The organism is Fulvivirga lutea, from assembly GCF_017068455.1.
Lineage (GTDB): Bacteria > Bacteroidota > Bacteroidia > Cytophagales > Cyclobacteriaceae > Fulvivirga > Fulvivirga lutea.
Genome location: NZ_CP070608.1, coordinates 4,041,492 through 4,061,035, shown reverse-complemented (window position 1 = coordinate 4,061,035; position 19,544 = coordinate 4,041,492). Strand labels below are relative to the sequence as shown.

Annotated in this window: 12 protein-coding genes; 9 read left to right on the top strand and 3 right to left on the bottom strand. The window is 38.8% G+C overall.

What is annotated here, in order from left to right:
* Positions 1 to 16 precede the first annotated feature (16 nt).
* Together JR347_RS17995 and rseP are read left to right on the top strand one after the other, a co-directional pair.
* The gene (locus JR347_RS17995; protein ID WP_205721958.1) at positions 17 to 1,177 is read left to right on the top strand and encodes a 1-deoxy-D-xylulose-5-phosphate reductoisomerase; all 1,161 of its coding nucleotides are present in this window, start codon (positions 17 to 19) and stop codon (positions 1,175 to 1,177) included.
* Entirely contained in the window at positions 1,178 to 2,506 is a 1,329-nt protein-coding gene (rseP, locus tag JR347_RS17990) for an RIP metalloprotease RseP (RefSeq protein WP_205721957.1), read from the top strand. It abuts the gene before it with no gap.
* Positions 2,507 to 2,558: 52 nt separating this feature from the next.
* On the opposite strand, the gene JR347_RS17985 is transcribed toward rseP, so the two are convergent.
* The 3 genes from JR347_RS17985 to JR347_RS17975 all read right to left on the bottom strand — a co-directional run bounded on the left by JR347_RS17985 (position 2,559) and on the right by JR347_RS17975 (position 5,491).
* Complete coding sequence (locus tag JR347_RS17985) at positions 2,559 to 2,933, bottom strand: DUF6768 family protein (RefSeq protein WP_205721956.1); 375 nt, start codon at positions 2,931 to 2,933, stop codon at positions 2,559 to 2,561.
* Positions 2,917 to 3,453, bottom strand: coding sequence for an RNA polymerase sigma factor (locus JR347_RS17980; protein ID WP_205721955.1), 537 nt, complete (start codon positions 3,451 to 3,453; stop codon positions 2,917 to 2,919). The genes JR347_RS17985 and JR347_RS17980 overlap by 17 nt, the downstream gene beginning before the upstream one ends.
* Before the next feature lie 91 nt (positions 3,454 to 3,544).
* The gene (locus JR347_RS17975; protein ID WP_205721954.1) at positions 3,545 to 5,491 is read right to left on the bottom strand and encodes an OmpA family protein; all 1,947 of its coding nucleotides are present in this window, start codon (positions 5,489 to 5,491) and stop codon (positions 3,545 to 3,547) included.
* A 220-nt stretch (positions 5,492 to 5,711) separates the two neighbouring features.
* Here JR347_RS17975 and lon point away from each other — a divergent pair, with 220 nt between their 5' ends.
* The 7 genes from lon (at position 5,712) to JR347_RS17940 (ending at position 19,442) form a co-directional block, all read left to right on the top strand.
* Positions 5,712 to 8,177 (top strand): endopeptidase La, encoded by a 2,466-nt coding sequence (gene lon, locus JR347_RS17970; protein ID WP_205721953.1) that lies wholly within the window; start codon positions 5,712 to 5,714, stop codon positions 8,175 to 8,177.
* 4 nt (positions 8,178 to 8,181) lie between these two features.
* Complete coding sequence (porQ, locus tag JR347_RS17965; protein ID WP_205721952.1) at positions 8,182 to 9,195, top strand: type IX secretion system protein PorQ; 1,014 nt, start codon at positions 8,182 to 8,184, stop codon at positions 9,193 to 9,195.
* Between the two features lie 5 nt (positions 9,196 to 9,200).
* Complete coding sequence (gene hslU / locus JR347_RS17960; protein WP_205721951.1) at positions 9,201 to 10,592, top strand: ATP-dependent protease ATPase subunit HslU; 1,392 nt, start codon at positions 9,201 to 9,203, stop codon at positions 10,590 to 10,592.
* Between the two features lie 2 nt (positions 10,593 to 10,594).
* Positions 10,595 to 11,656: a DUF4421 family protein gene (locus JR347_RS17955; protein WP_205721950.1), complete on the top strand. Its 1,062-nt coding sequence runs from the start codon at positions 10,595 to 10,597 to the stop codon at positions 11,654 to 11,656.
* 364 nt (positions 11,657 to 12,020) lie between these two features.
* Positions 12,021 to 16,808 (top strand): immunoglobulin-like domain-containing protein, encoded by a 4,788-nt coding sequence (locus JR347_RS17950; protein ID WP_205721949.1) that lies wholly within the window; start codon positions 12,021 to 12,023, stop codon positions 16,806 to 16,808.
* A 23-nt stretch (positions 16,809 to 16,831) separates the two neighbouring features.
* On the top strand, positions 16,832 to 17,284 hold the full coding sequence (locus tag JR347_RS17945) for a hypothetical protein (protein ID WP_205721948.1): 453 nt from the start codon (positions 16,832 to 16,834) through the stop codon (positions 17,282 to 17,284).
* Between the two features lie 91 nt (positions 17,285 to 17,375).
* Positions 17,376 to 19,442, top strand: a complete 2,067-nt coding sequence (locus JR347_RS17940; RefSeq protein WP_205721947.1) for a family 16 glycosylhydrolase — start codon at positions 17,376 to 17,378, stop codon at positions 19,440 to 19,442.
* The last annotated feature ends 102 nt before the right edge of the window (positions 19,443 to 19,544 follow it).

Genomic DNA, 19,544 nt, shown 5'->3' with positions numbered 1-19,544 from the left:
GAATATCGAAAATCGAATGATTGAGAAGAAAAACATAGCCATCCTTGGCTCTACAGGATCGATAGGTACACAAGCACTAGATGTAGTAAGGCTGCATGCAGATAAATTTCAGATAGAAGTTCTTACTGCTCAAAACAATGCCGATTTACTCATTGAGCAAGCTGCTGAGTTTAAACCAAATACAGTAGTTATTGGTAATGAAGATTTGTATGATCAGGTTCAGTCTGCCTTAGACCCTTTGGATATAAAAGTGTATTGTGGTGAGAAGGCCCTAGCCTCAATAGCTGAAATGGATACTGTTGATCTTGTTCTCACTGCTCTGGTTGGTTACGCAGGATTAAAACCCACTATAAAGGCCATTGAAGCCGGTAAAAACATTGCATTGGCCAATAAAGAAACCCTGGTTGTTGCAGGAGAATTAATTACCGAGCTAGCAAGAAATAAGGGCGTAAACATTTACCCTGTTGATTCTGAACATTCGGCAATTTTCCAATGTATAGTAGGAGAATTTCATAATCCGATAGAAAAAATAATCCTAACTGCATCTGGTGGACCTTTTAGAGGGAAATCTAAGCAGGAATTATTGGCTGTTACCAAAGCCCAGGCATTAAAGCACCCGAATTGGGATATGGGTGCAAAGATTACCATTGATTCCGCTTCATTGATGAACAAAGGATTGGAAGTGATTGAGGCCAAGTGGCTATTTGGGTTAAATACAAATCAAATAGATGTTATTGTTCATCCGCAATCAATCATCCATAGTATTGTGCAGTTTGAGGATGGTTCAATGAAGGCACAAATGGGCTTGCCAGATATGAAGTTACCCATCCAATACGCCATGGGCTATCCAGAGCGTTTGAAATCTAATTTCCCGCGATTTAACTTTTTAGATTACCCGGCACTCACATTTGAGCAACCTGACATAAAGACATTCCGTAACCTACAATTGGCGTTTGATGCGCTTAAGGCAGGCGGAAATGTGCCATGTGTGCTGAATGCAGCTAATGAAGTGGCTGTGGCCTCATTCTTGAAGGATGAAATTGGGTTTTTAGAAATGTCGGATGTGGTGGAACAATGCATGGCAGAAATTGATTTTATTAAAAAGCCTACTTATGAGGATTACGTGAGTACCGATACACAAACAAGAATTAAAGCAAAGGAGATTATAAATAAATAGATGGAAGGATTAGTAATGACGGCTCAGATACTTCTGAGCTTATCAATTTTAGTAGGGTTGCATGAGATGGGGCACCTGCTAGCAGCAAAGTTTTTTGGAATGCGTGTAGAACAATTTTCTATAGGTTTTCCTCCAAAAATATTCAGCTTTAAATATGGCGAAACAGAATATGCACTAAGTGCTATACCATTGGGCGGTTTCGTTAAAATTTCCGGCATGATCGATGAGTCGATGGATAAAGAGCAAATGAAACAACCACCACAGCCATGGGAGTTTCGTTCTAAGCCAGCATGGCAGCGCTTAATTGTAATGCTGGGTGGAATTTTCATTAATGTGATTACAGGTATCGTCATTTTCATTTTCCTTACTTTCTTGTTTGGAGATAGCTTTATTTCCAACAAAGCGGTAAATGAGTCAGGTGGAATAATTGCCTATGAATATGCCGAAGATATTGGACTAAAAACGGGAGATAAGATATTAAAGGTTAACGGAAAAGAAGTTGACGATTTCCAAAAGATTTTTGATTCAGATGTATTTTTAGGTGATGGATCTTATTACACAGTAGATAGAGCAGGTGAGATTGTAAATGTTCGAATCCCTGGTGACTTCATTGAAACAATGAATAGCAAAGAGGCTTTCCTTAATTTCATTGGGTTCAGAATGCCAGCCGAGGTTGGTAAGATATTAGAAGGTTCTTTAGCGGAGCAAATTGAACTACAACCTGGAGATAAGTTTCTTGAGGTAAATGGAGTACCAACACTTTATGCAGATGAAGTTAAAAATCAAGTAACCTCTGTGAAGGGTGATTCAATTTCTTTTAAAATTCAAAGAGCTGATGAAATTCTTTCATACACTGAGCCATTTGTTGATGAGTCCTTAATTGGAGTTTCATGGGCGATTCCAGACGGATTAAATTCAGGTCAAATCGATTATGGCTTTGGTGAGTCTATCGGGCTTGGCACAGAGCGCGCCTTTGGAGTAATTTTCACACAAATTAAAGCTTTTGGTAAAATGTTCAGTGGTGAGTTGAATGTTCAAAAATCGCTATCAGGCCCCATTGGTATAGCACAAGCTTATGGAGGTGAATGGGATTGGCAACGTTTCTGGAGGTTAACCGGTCTACTTTCAATGGTATTGGCATTTATGAATTTATTGCCAATACCTGCGCTAGATGGTGGTCATGTAATGTTCTTAAGCTTTGAGATGATATCAGGGCGTAAGCCTGGTGATAAGTTTCTTGAATACGCTCAAAAAGCAGGTATGGTGTTCTTACTTGCGCTAATGGTATTCATTATTGGAAATGATATCTTCAAAGTGATTTTTGGATAATAGCATCAATCATATTTAGAAGCCTCACAGAATTCTGTGAGGCTTTTTTGTTTTACTTTTTCGAAGATGCTATTTGAAGCTCCAATCTCTTTATCTCTCTAATCAATCGATTGGTATGCATTTCCATCCAATGCCAAAGCTTTACGGCCATCACACTAATAATGCTCCACAATGCAATACCTCCATAAATGAGCATTTCTTTTATGTCTGATGCATTGAAAAACTGAATGGCACAGTAAACGAATACACCGAATATGATAAAGGAAACTACCAATGTGAGTATGTAAATATTCTTATTTCTTCCTTGAAACACACCAAGTGACATGTCTAATAAAGATTGCTCACCTAATTGATCATAATATTCAGCTTCTTCTTTGCTAAGCGCTTCATGAATGATCTTGTCAATTTGTTCATCCGTGGTTTTCATAACTTTTCTTGTTTATAATTTCTTTTAATTTTTCTCGTGCATAAAATATTCTTGATTTGACTGTTCCTATAGGGATATCCAATACTTTGGAAATATCCATTATCGACAGCTCTTCAAGGTAAAATAATGTGAGGACCGTTTTCTGCTCAGGAGGAAGCTTATTTAAGTAAGTCCGAACATCGGGTTGCTCACTTTCCTCATTAGGATGTTGAATTTCTTCAGACGCCCTTATGTCATGATCTTTCTGAGATTTTTTAAACTGATCAATAATTTTATTGTAAGTGATGCGAAAGGCCCATGAATGAAATTTAGCTGGTTCCTTAAGTTTGTGCATGGCGTTGAATATCGATACCCAACTATCCTGAACAATATCTTTCGAAACTTCGAAGTCCTTTACATATCTGTAAGTAAAAGCCAGTAGTTTTTTATTCCACCTTTTTACCAACAGCTCAAATGCCTTCTGATCGCCTTCATTACATCGAATGATTAACAGTTCATCAAATACTTTCGATTCCCTCATTTAATTATTATTTCGATGGTAAGACTGTGATAAACCACGAAGGTTCAATTGAGTAGATAATTTTTTTCAAACTGCTGTTTGATCGAATTATTTACTTCTCATACTGTGGAGTTTGGTGCCCCTTATAAATTTCAAATTCCACACGTCTGTTTAGTGGCTTAGTATGATCTACTCCTTTTACTGGTTTGGAGCTTCCATAACCCCGTGCTGTAATGCGATCTTCGGGCACGTTACCAAAATATACAAGATACTCCTTAATAATGTCAGCTCGTTCTTGCGATAGCTTCAAGTTAAACTCTTCGCGGCCGTTGGAATCAGTATGGCCGGAAATGTGCAGTTTAAAGTCAGGATTATCGAGTAAAAAGTCTCCCAGCTTATCCAGATCATTATACATAGGGGTAGACATTTCGGCCTTACCTTCTTCAAACTCGATAGATTCGAACTTAAGTCTGCTGGAAATTGGCTTGGTAGTTTTATTTAATTGCAGCTCGCCATCCAAATAGAAAATCTCTTCAATCCTGAAAAACTCCTCTCCTTGAAGTATTAATAGATAATTGTTATTGTTAATTAAATCGAATTGAAAGGAGCCATCCGGGCGGAGAAATTTAGGAGCAACCTCAATACCATTATCCAAGTCGATAATAGACACTATACCTTTAAAGGGTTGCTTAGTTTCTTCATTGATCAGTGAACCAGTGATGGTTGTATTAGCCCCTGGTTGAGCTTCCATTGGTAACGGAAATGAATACAAGTCAAGGTTATTCATGTTGTTTTCCACCGATCTCGCATAATAAAGGTCTTCCGATTTTGAGTCAATGGTAAAATAAAACTCACTCCCGGGTCCATTAACCAATGGCCCAATATTCTTTGGCTCACCCCAATTAAGTCCGTCATGGTAAGACTTGTAGATATCAAATTCGCCAAAATTTAAATTCTGCCCATTAGAACTGAAGTAAAGCACTTCATAAACGTGATGGTAAAAAGGACTAACTTCTGAATTACGTGTATTGATAATAGGTCCCAAATTAACAGCCTTTCCCCAACTGTTATCACCGTTTTTAACAGTATAGTATAGGTCTGACAAGCCAAATCCACCTAATCGATCTGAGGCGAAATACAAAGTATCTTCTGAGTGAGAAAGACTTGGGTGGCTATCCCATGCAATGCTGTTTACATTAATGCCAAGGTTCTCTACTTCACCCCATTTATCATCTAACTGCTTTTTTGCCCAATAAATATCGCAATCACCTAAACCATCGGGCGCATTGCACCGTGCAAAGAAAAGTGTGTTACCATCTTTACTGATAGTAGCAGAACCTTCATTGTATTGTGTATTTATTCCTTCGAATTCTTTGGCTTTACCCCAGCTATCAAACTCATTGGTTGTGTAAAAAAGATCTTCGTCATGTACAGGATCTAATCCTCTGTTATGTGAGTTTCTTTTTGATGTGAATATCAGTTCATCATCATTACCGCTGAGAGTAGGGCCGTAGTCTGAAAGGTCAGAATTCACAGTGCTGCCCATGTTTAGCAAAACACTACGAGGCGGCCTTAGCGTATCAATTTCTTTTCTGTAATCTACCAGTTCATAGTAATATTCAAGCGGAACAAAGTAATCCCTATCGTTTTCTGTGAGTTCTTCGTAATAAAGCTCAATAGAGCGGATATCTATATCCTCACGATGATGCTTTAATACGAGTTTGTACAGCAATTTAGCTTCGGAGAGGTTGCCATATACCTCCGTTAGTTTACCAAGTCGCCAAAGAAAGTAGGTATCTCTATAGAAATTAATAACACCAAAATTTGAGACGTATTCCCTCAAAACAGGATATAACTCTTCCCATTTCTGCTGGTCATCTAACTTTCTGATTGTCTTTAATTTAGACTCATTTCTGTAATAAGGTATTTTATTCAGGTTTGGAAAGGTAAAGAATTTGGAATCGCTGAAGCGTTCTAGTGTATCGCTTAATGAAACTACCCCTAACGATTTATTGGTTTTCCTACTTTTTTGTGAGAATCCGGTTCCTGCAACCATCATTATTAAAATGAGGCAGATTAAATGCCTTAAAAAATTTCTGTTCACTCCCACCCCGGTTTTAATGCTACTAATAAAGATGTTACAAAAATGTATTTTTATCAAGTTGTCAGTGGATTAGAGTTTGGCACAGGTATTGAAACTTTAATAAACCTATTTAATTAGCGCAATTTAGACTAATTGTGTGTCAACATGACATATTTATAAAGAGAAAACAACATCTATGTTTAAGAATATATATTTCGGAGATCTTGTGCAGGGCGATACAGAAGAACTAATACAAATAATGAATCCTGAAGAGGAGTCTAAAATAAAGGAAGATGATATTCCTGATGAGTTGGGCATTCTGCCTATCAGAAATACGGTACTTTTCCCAGGCGTAGTTATTCCCATTACAGTTGGCAGAGAAAAGTCTGTGAAGCTGGTTAAAAAGGCTTACAAAGGCAATCGTATCATTGGTGTGGTTGCTCAAAAAAATGGTTCTACCGAAGATCCTTCGTTGAAGGATATTTACAAAGTAGGTACAGTAGCTAAGATCATTAAAATGTTATCTCAGCCTGATGGCAATATTACCATTATAATACAAGGTAAAACAAGGTTTGAAGTTGATGAAATTTTGGCTGAAGACCCTTTCATCACGGCTAAGGTGAAATTGCTTAAAAGTGTATTTCCTCCCAAGAAGAACAAAGAGGGGAAAGCCTTAATGCAGTCATTAAAAGATTCGGCTGCGAAAATATTGAAATTGAATCCCGAGATTCCTCAGGAAGCTCAGATGGCTCTAGATAATATCCATGATTTAGGCTTTTTAACTCACTTTTTGGCATCAAACCTAAATGCCGATGTACCTAATAAACAAAAGCTACTCGAAACAAATGATGGTTTTGAACGGGCTACTTTGCTTTTGGAGCTAATGCTCAAAGAAATTCAGTTATTAGAGCTTAAGTACGATATACAAAAGAAGGTTCACACTGATATCGATCAGCAGCAGCGTGATTATTACCTGCGTCAGCAAATTAAAGTAATGCAGGATGAGCTGGGTAATGAAGGCCCTGACAGGGAGGTAGAGGAGTTGCGAAGAAAAGGTCTCAAGAAAAAATGGAGCGATGAGGTGCATCAGCATTTTAACAAAGAGCTCGATAAAATTCTGAGAATGAACCCTCAGGCAGCCGAATATCCTGTAGCTATGAACTATGCCGAGCTTCTCTTGGAGTTACCATGGGAAGAGTTTACTGAGGATAATTTCGACCTTAAACGAGCACGAAAAATCCTTGATAAGGATCACTTCGGCATGGAAAAGGTGAAGGAGCGTATCATTGAATATTTGGCCGTTCTGAAGCTTAAAAATGATATGAAAGGGCCTATTTTATGTTTGTATGGCCCTCCTGGGGTAGGTAAAACCTCATTGGGTAGGTCCATTGCCAAGGCACTGAAGAGAAATTATGTCAGAATGTCATTGGGAGGTGTACATGATGAGGCTGAAATTCGAGGACATAGAAAAACTTATGTTGGCGCATTGCCGGGTAAGATAATTCAAAACATAAAGAAGGCTAAATCTTCCAACCCTGTGTTTATTCTGGATGAGATTGATAAAGTTAATTCCAACTTTAGAGGAGATCCTGCTTCTGCGTTATTAGAAGTACTGGATCCGGAGCAAAATCATGAATTCAAGGATAATTACCTGGAGTTGGACTACGATTTATCGAAAGTACTATTCATAGCCACTGCTAACTCTTTGGATACTATTCATCCTGCTTTGAGAGATAGAATGGAAATCATCGAGATTACGGGTTATACCCTTGAGGAGAAATCTGAAATCGCTAAGAAACATTTAATACCAAAACAGAAAAAAGAGCATGGCCTTAAGGCTGATGATTTGAAATTTCAGAAAAGTGGTATCACAAAGTTAATTGATGGATATACCAGAGAATCTGGTGTTCGAAATTTGGAGCGTAAGATAGGTGCTGTAGTAAGAAATGCAGCCAAATCATTGGCAATGGATCAGGAATTTTCGAAATCTATTACCGATAAAGAAGTAGTTGAAATTCTTGGGGCTGAGATCTTTGATAAAGAATTATATCAAGGTAATGATGTTGCGGGTGTTGTAACGGGCTTGGCCTGGACACAAGTAGGTGGCGAGATTTTATTCATAGAATCAAGTTTGAGCAAAGGTAAAGGAAAGCTTACCCTTTCCGGTCAGCTGGGTGATGTGATGAAGGAATCAGCCATGGCGGCCATATCTTATTTGAGAGCCAACGCTGAGCACTATTTGATAGACTACAGAGTATTTGATCATTATGATTTACATGTGCACGTTCCTGCAGGGGCTGTTCCTAAAGATGGTCCATCGGCAGGTATCACAATGTTAACATCATTGGCTTCCATATATACTCAGCGCAAGATAAAATCTAAACTGGCAATGACTGGCGAGATCACGCTTAGGGGTAAAGTATTGCCTGTAGGTGGTATCAAAGAGAAAATATTAGCGGCAAGAAGAGCGGGTATTAAGGAAATTATCTTGTCAGCCAGAAACAGGCGCGACATAGATGAAATTGATACAAAATATATCAAAGGATTAAAGATCAACTATGTTCAGGATGTAGATGAAGTGCTGGAGATTGCGTTATTGAAAGAAAAAGTAAAGAAGCCCATGCAATTTACCTTTCCCGAAAAGGTTAATATTGTAAACTAACAGTATGGGTTACAAATTAATTGTATTTGCTTTACTAATACCTTTTTTTGCTTCCGCTCAAATAGGAGGTCAAACTTCCTACACGTTTACAAATATTCCGTCAAACACCCGCTTAGTTGGGCTAGGAGGGGTGAACGTCTCCTTGGCAAATGAAGATGTGAATTTAGCCTTTTCAAATCCCGCTTTAAGCGGAGATACGTTAAGTGGCTTAGCTTCATTTTCCTATTTGGATTATTTTGCTGATGCAGGAATAGTAACAGCCATCTATCAGCATGATTTTGGGAAGTTGGGCTCATGGTTTCTGGGGGTTAATCATTTGGATTATGGCGAATTCGATAGCTACGATGCTACCGGAGCAGACTTAGGAACCTTTGATTCCGGTGAAACGCAATTAATTTTAGGGCGAAACCATACGATAGGGGTGTTTACATTAGGGGCCTCTTTAAAATTCCTCAATTCTAATATTGGTGGATTTAATTCCTCGGCATTGGCGATGGATTTAGGAGGTGTTTTTAGCCACCCTAGCAAGCAGGTTACTTTTGGATTAGTCTTTAAAAATGTTGGTTTTATTCTTCAGGATTATTCCGATGATAGTGATTCAAAATTACCTTTCGATATTCAGGTTGGAACAACAATCAAACCCGAACACATGCCTTTTCGGTTTTCATTAACGGGTTATAATCTTACTGATGGCAATATTTCCTATTTTGACCCTAATAATACTGCAGATGAAGAAGAGCCCGGAGAGTTGGATAATGCACTGAGACATGTGAACGTTGGGGTAGAATTGTTGTTATCTAAAAACATTAACCTTCGTTTTGGGTATAATCACTTAGTGAGGCAGGAGTTAAAATTACCGGATACAGGCGGAGGAGCAGGGTTTTCGTTCGGACTGATGTTTAGAGTAAAAGCCTTTGAATTTTCGTATAGTCGTGGTGGTTATCATGCCGCAGGCGGGTCCAATAGCTTTACGCTCACGGCTAATACTAATAAGATTTTTAAGAATAGAAGAAGTTAAATTATATGAATTCAAATAAATATTTAACACCTAAAGAAATTGTAGCAGAGCTTGATAAATACATTATTGGGCAAGGTGATGCGAAAAGAAATGTAGCCATTGCGTTGAGAAACCGATGGCGAAGGATGAATGTAAAATCAGAGATGCAGTCAGAAATTGTTCCTAATAATATTCTGATGATTGGAGCCACAGGCGTAGGTAAAACAGAGATTGCCAGACGGCTGGCCAAGATTGCAAATGCACCATTTACCAAAGTTGAAGCATCTAAGTTTACCGAGGTGGGTTATGTGGGCCGAGATGTGGAGAGTATGGTTCGCGACTTAGTGGAACAGTCAGTGAATATGGTAAAGTCAGAGAAGAAAGAGGAAGTGAAGTTGAGAGCTGAACAAATTGTAGAAGATATCATACTCGATGCACTCATTCCGCCAATGAGAACAAATGGTGTGTCAAAAAGCACATCGGAAGAAAATTCTGATGCAGAGCCTAAATCAGAGCAGGAGTTAAATGAAAGAACCAGAGAACGATTTAGAGAAAAGATCAGAAATGGCGAATTAGAAGATCGAAAGATTGACATCAATGTTCAGAAGCCTGCTGGTAGTGGAATAGGCATGATCGGTGGTGGTGCCATGGATGAATCTTCCATGATTAATCTGCAGGAGATGATAGGCAACATGATGCCTAAGAAATCTAAAAAGCGGAAAGTAACTATCGCTGAAGCCAGAAAAATATTAATTGATGAGGAGTCTCAGAAATTGATAGATATGGACGAAGTGAAAGAAACGGCCATCAGAAGAGCGGAAAACACGGGAATAATATTTATTGATGAGATTGATAAAATAGCAAAGAGTGGTGGCCAGAAGAGTGGTGCGGATGTAAGTAGGGAAGGTGTTCAAAGAGATTTACTGCCTATCGTGGAAGGAAGTGCCATTAACACCAAGTATGGAATAATCAAATCGGATCATATCTTATTTATTGCAGCTGGGGCATTTCACGTGGCCAAGCCATCGGATCTAATCCCGGAACTACAAGGTAGATTTCCTATCAGAGTGGAATTAGAAAACTTAACAAAAGATGATTTCTTCCATATTTTAATGGAGCCTAAAAATGCGCTTACCAAGCAATATATGGCACTACTTGAGTCAGAAGAAGTAGAACTTACCTTCCAGGAAGATGCGCTGGATGAAATAGCTCAGACAGCCTTTGATATCAACGCTGAGGTTGAGAATATTGGAGCCAGAAGGCTTCACACAGTAATGAGCAGGCTCTTAAATGAATTTTTATTTGATGTACCGGATAAGATTGGACCGAATGCCAAAATAGTTATTACTAGAGAGTTGGTGAAGGAGAAATTAAGCGGGTTGGTTAAAAATAAAGATCTGAGCGAATTCATTTTGTAAGATTGAAAGCGCTCAAGATCATATGTATTATTGGTCTGTGTGCATTATGCCATAGTACATTTGGGCAATTAGCTTATTTGGATTCATTAGCCGAAGCTAATAAAGAGGAGTACACAGCCAACCGAAAACTTTACATCGAGGAGCGGCACGATCAATGGTACATCAAGCCAATCGTTACGCTGCGTACGCTTAATCTTGATATAACTGATGAAAACCAGAATGTTCCGGACATACGCTACTCGCCAAGTTCTAATAATTTTATGGGATTCGGCATTTATGCGTTTGACTTGAACATTGAGCTTTCGTTTAAATTGCCTCAGGATGAAGAAAAAGTCCCGGCAGACATATTTGGAAAAACAGAATCATTCGATTTTCAAACGAACATTTATGCCAAAAAGTGGGGCGCAGATGTTGCCTTTCAGCGATACAATGGCATGTACATGGAAGACCCACAAAACCATTTCTCCGACTGGCAAAGTGGCGATCCATATCCTATTAGAGATGACCTGTCACTGAGGTATTTTCAGTTTAATGGCTTTTATATTTTTAATCATAAGAAATTCTCGTTCCGATCACCTTATACACAAGCGGATAGGCAGCTCAAAAATCAAGGGTCATTTCTTCTTTCCTTTTTCGTGTCCAATTTTAGATTTTCAGCGGACTCTACCTTAATACCGCCATCAGCACAAGCGGCCTTTCCTTTAAATGATGATTTAAAGCGTATGCGAGTTACTACACTGGCATTAATGCCTGGTTATACTTACACGCTCACGCAAAACAATTTTTATATTAATGGGGCTTTATCACTTGGGCCAGGGCATTTATGGACAGCCTACAATCGTGGCGATTTCTCTGAAGAGAATATCGGTTTTAGACCGGTTTTTAATTTTCGAGGAGGCTTTGGGTATAACGGACCGCAATTTTTTGCAGGAGCTTCAGGTTTTTTTCAAGTAGTTTCAGCAAAGCTCGATAATGCCAATATTGCAAGTGCCTCTGGTAATATAAAATTCTTTGTGGGTTTTAGAATCAAGGAAAAGGGCATCATGAAGAAGAGCCTTTTTTAAACTTATTTATACCAATAGTAAACAAAAACCATCCTAGTAGGCAGCATCAACCTCTCCATTAAGTAAGGCGATTAAAGAATGCACTAAAAATCAATTTTATTTGATTGTTCAGTGTTTTGTAGGGTTTTTTCCTGCCTAAAATCCGAATAAACAACATTCCCCAACAATTTTGTAGTAGTAGTTTTAGAAAATTGATGTAGTCCTTTTTTAGGAATGAGGCCTATTTGAGCGCTAGATTAGAGATACTGTATTTATAACATTTGACATTTTGCGATGTTGATCAACAAATACAGTAATCGTTTGCAATGAAATATAAATCGATTGCATAGCGATTTTAAAAAAAATTATAACAAAATAATAACCTATGAAAAATTTTATACTCTTGATCGGGGCTACGCTGGTATCAGTTATGCTAACAGCGCAAGATTTAGCGGTCAATGGAGATTTTGAGACAGGAGATAATACAGGTTGGACTGTTTCTGAACTTGGCGGTACTTTTGCTGTAACAACAGAACAGGCTCAAGCTGGTACATTTTCTGGTAAGTTGTCTGCAGGTCAGGCACAAGAAGTTTTAATTAAACAGGCTAACCTTTCAGATGTATCTGTAACACCAAATACAAGTGTTACAATAACGTTTGATATGTATGGAACCCTCACAGGTGCAGGTGGAGTAGTATTCCCGGAATTATTTTCTGAGCTAAGTGGAGGAGGTACATCTAAGTCTGAGATTTTATCTGGCGGGCCAATCTTTCCAACAGAAACCTGGACTTCTTACAGTTATACTACCACTACGGGTCCAGATGTTAGTGGAGGGATAACCTTACAGCTTAAAGCTGGCTGTGGATCCGACCCGTGCACAGTAGATGCATACTTTGATAACGTGACCATTACAATGGGTGCTGGTGGTGGCGGAGGTGGAGAAACCGATCCGGTCGTATTCGATGATGACTTTGGAACAGGAGTAAGCTTTGTGGCATTTGGAGGATCAATTAATGATGTATCAGTTGTAACTTCAGAATCGCATACTGGAACCTCTTCCTTACAGATTGAAGTTCCTGCAGCCGAATACACAGGCGGAGCTTTTGTTGTGGATCCTGGTCGCGATGTTTCTGGCTATGATAAATTGACTTTTTGGGCTAAAGCTAGTAAAGCGGCTACTTTAAACGTAGCAGGTGTTGGAAATGACAATGTGACCACAGTAAATCAAACAGAAGTTACAAATTTAGCTTTAACAACAGAATGGCAGCAGTTTACAATCGTACCTACAGACCCATCTGTATTAACAGCTAATAAAGGGCTTTTTCATTTTGCCGAAGGTGCTGATGAAGGAATTTACACAATTTGGTTGGATGACATTGTCTATGAAGTAGATGGTGGCGGTGGTACACCCTCAGTACTTTTCTCTGAAACTTTTGACGATAATACTGCTGATGACGGTTGGGAAGCTTTAGATGGCGCTGCAGCTAACCCAGACGAAGTAACATTTATGTGGGTCGATGAAGGTGGTGCCACAGGCGGAGCACTTGAATTCTCCGGATATAATGATGGAGACCCAGATGCAGCTAGAGCATACTTGTGGCAGGAGTTTTATGCCGAAGGAGCAGCTCTGGGTACTATTTCAGCAAGTGCGTTGGAATTATCTGTCGATGTAAAATTAGGAGATATTGCTTTAAATAACACTAATGTTCAGGTTATATGGCAAGTTGGTCCAGGCAGTACACTTCACACTGAAGAAATTGATGAATTGACTTTAAATAGTTCAGGCTATAGTACATTAACCTTTGAAAGACCAGTTGAAGATACTAACCCAGCTTTCTTTTTATTTCGGATAAGAATCGCAACAGTTTCTGCTGTAAGTGGAGAAGGTGCAAATATTATCATAGATAATTTAACACTTTCTGAAGCTGGAGGTGGTGGAGACACTACACCTCCTGTAATCACTTTGCTCGGTGATGCAACGGTAACTTTAGCTGTTGATGATCCATATACAGATGCAGGAGCCACAGCAACAGATGATACTGATGGAGATATTACAGGAGATATTGTTGTTGGAGGTGATGCAGTGGATACAAGTGTAGAGGGTACTTATGTGATAACGTATAATGTTATGGACGCAGCTGGAAATGCGGCAGAGGAAGTAACAAGAACAGTGATTGTAGGATCAGGAGTTACTTTATTGGATTTCGAAAATGCGCTTGATGGTGTAATTGCATCTCAATTTTCATCAGATGGACAGTTAACTGGTCAATTGGTTTCTAATCCTGTTTCAGGTGGTATTAACACAAGTGCCAATGTTTATCAGATAAATTATCAAAGCACGAATGAATGGTGGGGAGGTGTAGGTTTTGTATTTGGAGATGGAGTAATGGATGATCAGGCGATTGTTTATAAGGCAAAATTATATTCAACAGTGGCATCATCTAATGTACTTTTTCAGGTCGAGCAGTTTCAAGGCACAACTTCTACTGGAACAGTAGGGGATGTTCAAACAATTTCGAATGCAAATCAGTGGACAGAGGTGACATTTACAATACAAGGAACGCCACCTGCAGGGACTAATAGAATTTTGATTCGTCCTGATGTAGGGGGTCAGGCTGGAAATAAGCCAAATACAGGAATATTATATGTGGATGACATAGTTTGTGTTAGTTGTACCTCTGGTGGAGGCGGAGAAGAGCCTACCTTAGGTCCTAATTTGGTAATTAATGGTGGATTTGAAGATAATGGTGGAGATGGTTCATCTTGGTTATTTTTTGATAATAATGGAAGTGTATCAGTAACAGATACAGATGTAAATAGTGGTACTTATGCTGTTTCATTTGTAGCAGATCCCTTAGGTGGCCCTGCAGCATCTGCCCCCGTGTTGAAACAAGAACAATTTGGGGCGGACATGATATCGCCCGGAGATCAAGTAAGAGTAACTTTTAACATAAAGGCTACTGTTACTCAGCCAGGTGCTGTTATTAATGTAGCACTATTTTCTGAACAAACAACAGGTGCTGTGAGACATGATATAACCTTACCCGCATTAACAGGAGATTGGCAGACTATTTCAGCAGACATTACAACAGCGGGAACTTTAGATCCTTCAAGAGGACTATCAATAGAATTTCAAGCAGCATGTGGCCCTGTAACTGGCTGTAATATTGAAATGTATATAGATGACGTAAGTGTTAATTCACTTGAAGACGAAGGCGGTGGCCCAACAGCAACTGCTTTTCCTGTGGATTTTGAAGATGATGGGGCACCTTACGTATTTGGAGATTTTGGTGGTGGAACCTCAGCTGTGATTGACAATCCACAGTCAGGTGGGATCAATACAAGTGCTAAAGTTGCACGTATGCAAAAGTTTATGGCGGCTGACTTTGGTGGAACAACGCTTACTTTAGATGCGAACATTGATTATGCAGAGGGACAAGTGTTTAAAATGAAAGTCTGGGCTTCAAGAGAAGTGCCAGTTACATTCAAATTAGAGCAGGGCGGTGATATTACCAGAATTGTGAGTCATACGGGTTCAAGTACCTGGGAAGAATTAACTTTTGATTTCAGTTCTGAGGTGGGCTTAGGAGCTACAGGTGCGGTGTCTATTTTCTTTGACAATGGTGAAGTTGGCGATGCAGCTGGAAACCCAGATTTTTGGACCTTCTATTACGATGATATTAGTCAGGAAATAGGAGGCAGTGGCCCGACAACCGCTACTTTCCCAGTTGATTTCGAAGATGCAGGTGGTCCTTATACATTGAATAATTTTAACGGTGGTGCTTCAACAATAGAAGATAATCCTGATGCTTCAGGAATTAATACCAGTGCCAAAGTAGTACAAATGCAAAAGTTTCCTGACCAAAATTTTGGTGGAACAACTTTAGTATTGGATGGCAACATTGATTACACAGCAGGTCAGGTATTTAAAATGAAAGTTTGGGCTTCTAGAGAAGTGCCGGTTACCTTTAAATTAGAGCAACCTAATATTGAGCGAGTAGTTAGTCACTCAGGTTCTGGCACATGGGAGGAATTAACATTTGACTTTAGTGCTGAATCAGGATTAGTAGCAACCAATGCGATAACCCTAATATTCGATAATGGAGTTATGGGAGCTGCTGATACAGATGCTCCTACATGGACTTTCTATTACGATGATATTGATCAATCAATGGATGTTGGTGGAGGCGATACTACACCGCCAGTTATTACTTTAATTGGTGATGCTACCGTTAACGTTGCATTAAACGACACCTATACAGATGCCGGAGCAACAGCAACGGATGATACAGACGGTGATATTACAGAAGATATCGTTGTTGGAGGAGATGTTGTTGATACAAGTGTAGCAGGTACCTACACCATAACTTATAATGTGATGGATGCTGCCGGAAATGCAGCAGATGAGGTGACTAGAACAGTTATTGTTGCAGCTGACCCAATAGACCCAGTAGCACAAACTATCACCTTCCCGGCCATTGCAGATAAAACCTTAGGCGACAGTCCGTTTACGTTAACTGCTACTGCTTCTTCTCAGTTGGATGTTTCATTTTCTTCCAGCTCTGATAAAGTGGATGTAACAAGTGCTGGTGAAGTAACATTGTTGGCTGCAGGATCTGTAACTATCGATGCTAATCAGGCAGGAAACAGCGAATTTTTAGCTGCACCAACAGTATCGAGAACGTTCTGTATCAACCCAATGAAACCGGTAATTACTGTGAATAATGATAACACTGAGTCTGTTCAGTTAGAATCAAGCAGTAGCGCTGGTAATCAATGGTTCCTAAATGGAGAAGCCATTGCATCAGCAACGGGTGCTACCCTAAACGTTGATTCAGAAGGCATATATTCTGTTCAGGTAACAATCGATGGTTGTTCCAGTGAGATTTCAGACGATGTAGCATTAATTGTTACAAGTACGGGACTCAGCAATAGATTAGATGCCGTAACGGTATACCCTAACCCATCTTCTAACCTAATTCAAATAAAAGGATTTGCTGGAGATATTAGTGGGCTGCAATTATTTGATCTCTCTGGCCGTGCACAACAGAATACATTTAGAGTAAATGGAGACGTTGTTGAATCTGATATTTCAACTATTCCTAATGGTGTTTATCTTCTAATGATTAACAGCGGAGAATCAGCACAGCAAATTAGAATTGTTAAAAACTAAGCATGATGATAATGTTAAATAATATGAAAAGATATATAAAATTGATTTTGACTATTTCGGTAGTTGCCCTCATAGGTTTATTATCTGGTTGCGATGATGACGACTCATCTGATCCGGTTAATAATACAGAGGTAGAGCGTGTGTTTAACTTACTCTCAGCTTCTGGTTGGAATGTTTCTGAAGTTTTGGTTGATGATTTAGATTTTTCTTCAACGTATGCAGGTTTGAGTTTAACCTTTCAGGAAGGAACATACAATTCAGTGAATGGAGGTGCTATTTTTCAATCTTCAGGTACCTGGAATTTTACTTCCACTTCAGCAACTCAGATTTTACTAGACGGTGATCTTGAAATGGATGTATTAGAAATTTCAGAGAACACACTGGTTGTAGGGTTAACATGGAATCAGAATACACTAGGCACAGGTGGCCGAACAGCTTCTGTAAGCGGAAACCATGTATTTACTTTTACACGATAATATAAGCTAGGTTGAAAAAAGGTTGGCGAGTGATTGCCAGCCTTTTTTTCTATTTTACACACTCTCAAAGGAAAATATAAATTCAAAGTAATTGCCTAATAAACCTCTACTTGTACTCTTAGTAAATATTCTATTTTGTTTTAAGATAGATGCTCAAACCTGTACCACGGGAGCAACAGGAGCCGTTCCATCTAATGGCGACTATGTTCTAATATGGGCAGATGAGTTTGATGCTGATGGAGCAGTGTGCTCAGATAATTGGCATCATCAAACTCAACTAATACAGGGCGACAGTTGGGCGAATGGAGAAAGGCAACATTACACGGATGAAATCACTAATTCATTTGTTGAAAACGGATTTTTAACGATCACAGCTAAAAAAGAATCTTATTTTGATCAGGGTGTAACTAAAGACTATACTTCGGCAAGACTAAACTCAAAGTTTGCCTTTACTTATGGTAAAGTAGAAGTTAGAGCAAAGCTACCTGAAGGAATAGGTACTTGGCCAGCCATATGGACACTTGGTACTAATATCAATGAAGATGGCGGCTATTGGGACGATAACATAGATGAAGTAAACTGGCCTGCTTGCGGTGAAATTGATATCATGGAGCATTGGGGAGATAATCAAAATGTTATTAGTAGCGCCTTGCATACACCTTCCAGCTTCGGAGGAACTGTTAATTATGGTTCAACCATAGGATCAGACGTAAGCAATACATTTCATGTCTATTCGATGATTTGGGATGAAAATCAAATTGAATTTTCAATGGATGGTATTCCTTTTTACACTTACAATCCGGCTACTAAAAATGATGCTACATGGCCTTTTTACAGACAACAATACCTGCTTTTAAATGTAGCTATTGCGGCCAATGTTGTACCTGAGTTTATGGAAAGCTCAATGGTAATAGATTATGTTCGTGTTTATCAAAATTACGATGAGGATGAAACTGATAACTTACCAATTCCATTAGTTTCAGCACCTCAACCTACCAATAGTGCTGTAGATGTTCTGTCCTTATTCAGCGATTCCTACACCAACATACCTGATGTGACATTTGCCAATCCCGAGCGGGAAGTTTATTCAGATGTTGTGGATATTGATTCAAATCCCACTTTAAGGTACTTGGATATTAATAATCAACTAGTCGATTTATCGACAAACCTTCTAGATGTATCAAATCAGGACTATTTAAATTTTGATTACTGGTCTCCCAATACCACAGAATTGAACCTCGTATTTATTGATCAAAATGGTAACGAATCGTCTCATGAAATAGCTATAGCATTAGAAGATTGGCAAGGCGTTACTATTGCTACAACTGATATTTCAGGTACAGTAAATACAACTGCTTTAGAGCAAATTAGGTTTGAAGGAAATGGAACCGTTTACTTAGATAACCTTTATTTCTTTATTGATCCGGATGATGATACACCCGATCCGGTACCGCAAACAATTACATTTAATCCTGTACCTGACATAAGCATCGATGAAGGATCATTTGAACTTGAGGCAAGTGCCAGCTCAGGGTTGGACGTTGAGTTTACAACATTTTCCACTGAATTAGAAATTGTAGGTTCAATCGCAACATTATTAAGACCTGGAACTGTAGTGGTTACTGCAGAACAACCCGGTAATGATGAATATTTGCCTGCTGAGTCTATCACTCATATATTCTGCGTGTACCCTTCTAAACCTGTTATCACCCAATCAGAAAATAGCACTGATATAATTCTTGAATCGAGCAGTGAAGTTGGGAATCGTTGGTATTTAAATGGTAATATCTTGGGTAATGAAAAAAATCAGACACTTAACGTTGAAGAAGATGGCTTTTATACAGTTCAAGTCACAATAGATGCTTGTAAAAGCCCATTTTCTGATGAATATTCTACACTCATTACAAGTGTGAATTCTAGAGAGAACAGGTCAATCAAGGTATTTCCAAATCCTGCAACCGATATTATTCAAATTGAATACATTAACGAGCTCGAAAATATTGTTTTGATGGATGCTATGGGCAGATCATTACCAATCAATCCAATAAAAAAATCGAATAAGATTGTTGTTGATATCGAGTTTTTACCTGATGGAATTTATTATTTGCATGTTACTGAGAGTAGTCATAATCAGGTTTTTAGAATCAGTAAGAGATAGAAATTGCTTTTTTAAAAGCACAGTTACCATTCGCCAGTTTATAAATTAAGTATAATCTGGTTCGTATTGATTTTTCGTATTTTATTATCAGCTTACATTATA

What these genes read in the sequence shown, in the direction of transcription:
- JR347_RS17995 (WP_205721958.1), top strand. Translation starts at nt 17, where the DNA reads ATGATTGAGAAGAAAAACATAGCCATCCTTGGCTCTACAGGATCGATA.
- rseP (WP_205721957.1), top strand. Translation starts at nt 1,178, where the DNA reads ATGGAAGGATTAGTAATGACGGCTCAGATACTTCTGAGCTTATCAATT.
- JR347_RS17985 (WP_205721956.1), bottom strand. Translation starts at nt 2,933, where the DNA reads ATGAAAACCACGGATGAACAAATTGACAAGATCATTCATGAAGCGCTT.
- JR347_RS17980 (WP_205721955.1), bottom strand. Translation starts at nt 3,453, where the DNA reads ATGAGGGAATCGAAAGTATTTGATGAACTGTTAATCATTCGATGTAAT.
- JR347_RS17975 (WP_205721954.1), bottom strand. Translation starts at nt 5,491, where the DNA reads ATGATGGTTGCAGGAACCGGATTCTCACAAAAAAGTAGGAAAACCAAT.
- lon (WP_205721953.1), top strand. Translation starts at nt 5,712, where the DNA reads ATGTTTAAGAATATATATTTCGGAGATCTTGTGCAGGGCGATACAGAA.
- porQ (WP_205721952.1), top strand. Translation starts at nt 8,182, where the DNA reads ATGGGTTACAAATTAATTGTATTTGCTTTACTAATACCTTTTTTTGCT.
- hslU (WP_205721951.1), top strand. Translation starts at nt 9,201, where the DNA reads ATGAATTCAAATAAATATTTAACACCTAAAGAAATTGTAGCAGAGCTT.
- JR347_RS17950 (WP_205721949.1), top strand. Translation starts at nt 12,021, where the DNA reads ATGAAAAATTTTATACTCTTGATCGGGGCTACGCTGGTATCAGTTATG.
- JR347_RS17945 (WP_205721948.1), top strand. Translation starts at nt 16,832, where the DNA reads ATGAAAAGATATATAAAATTGATTTTGACTATTTCGGTAGTTGCCCTC.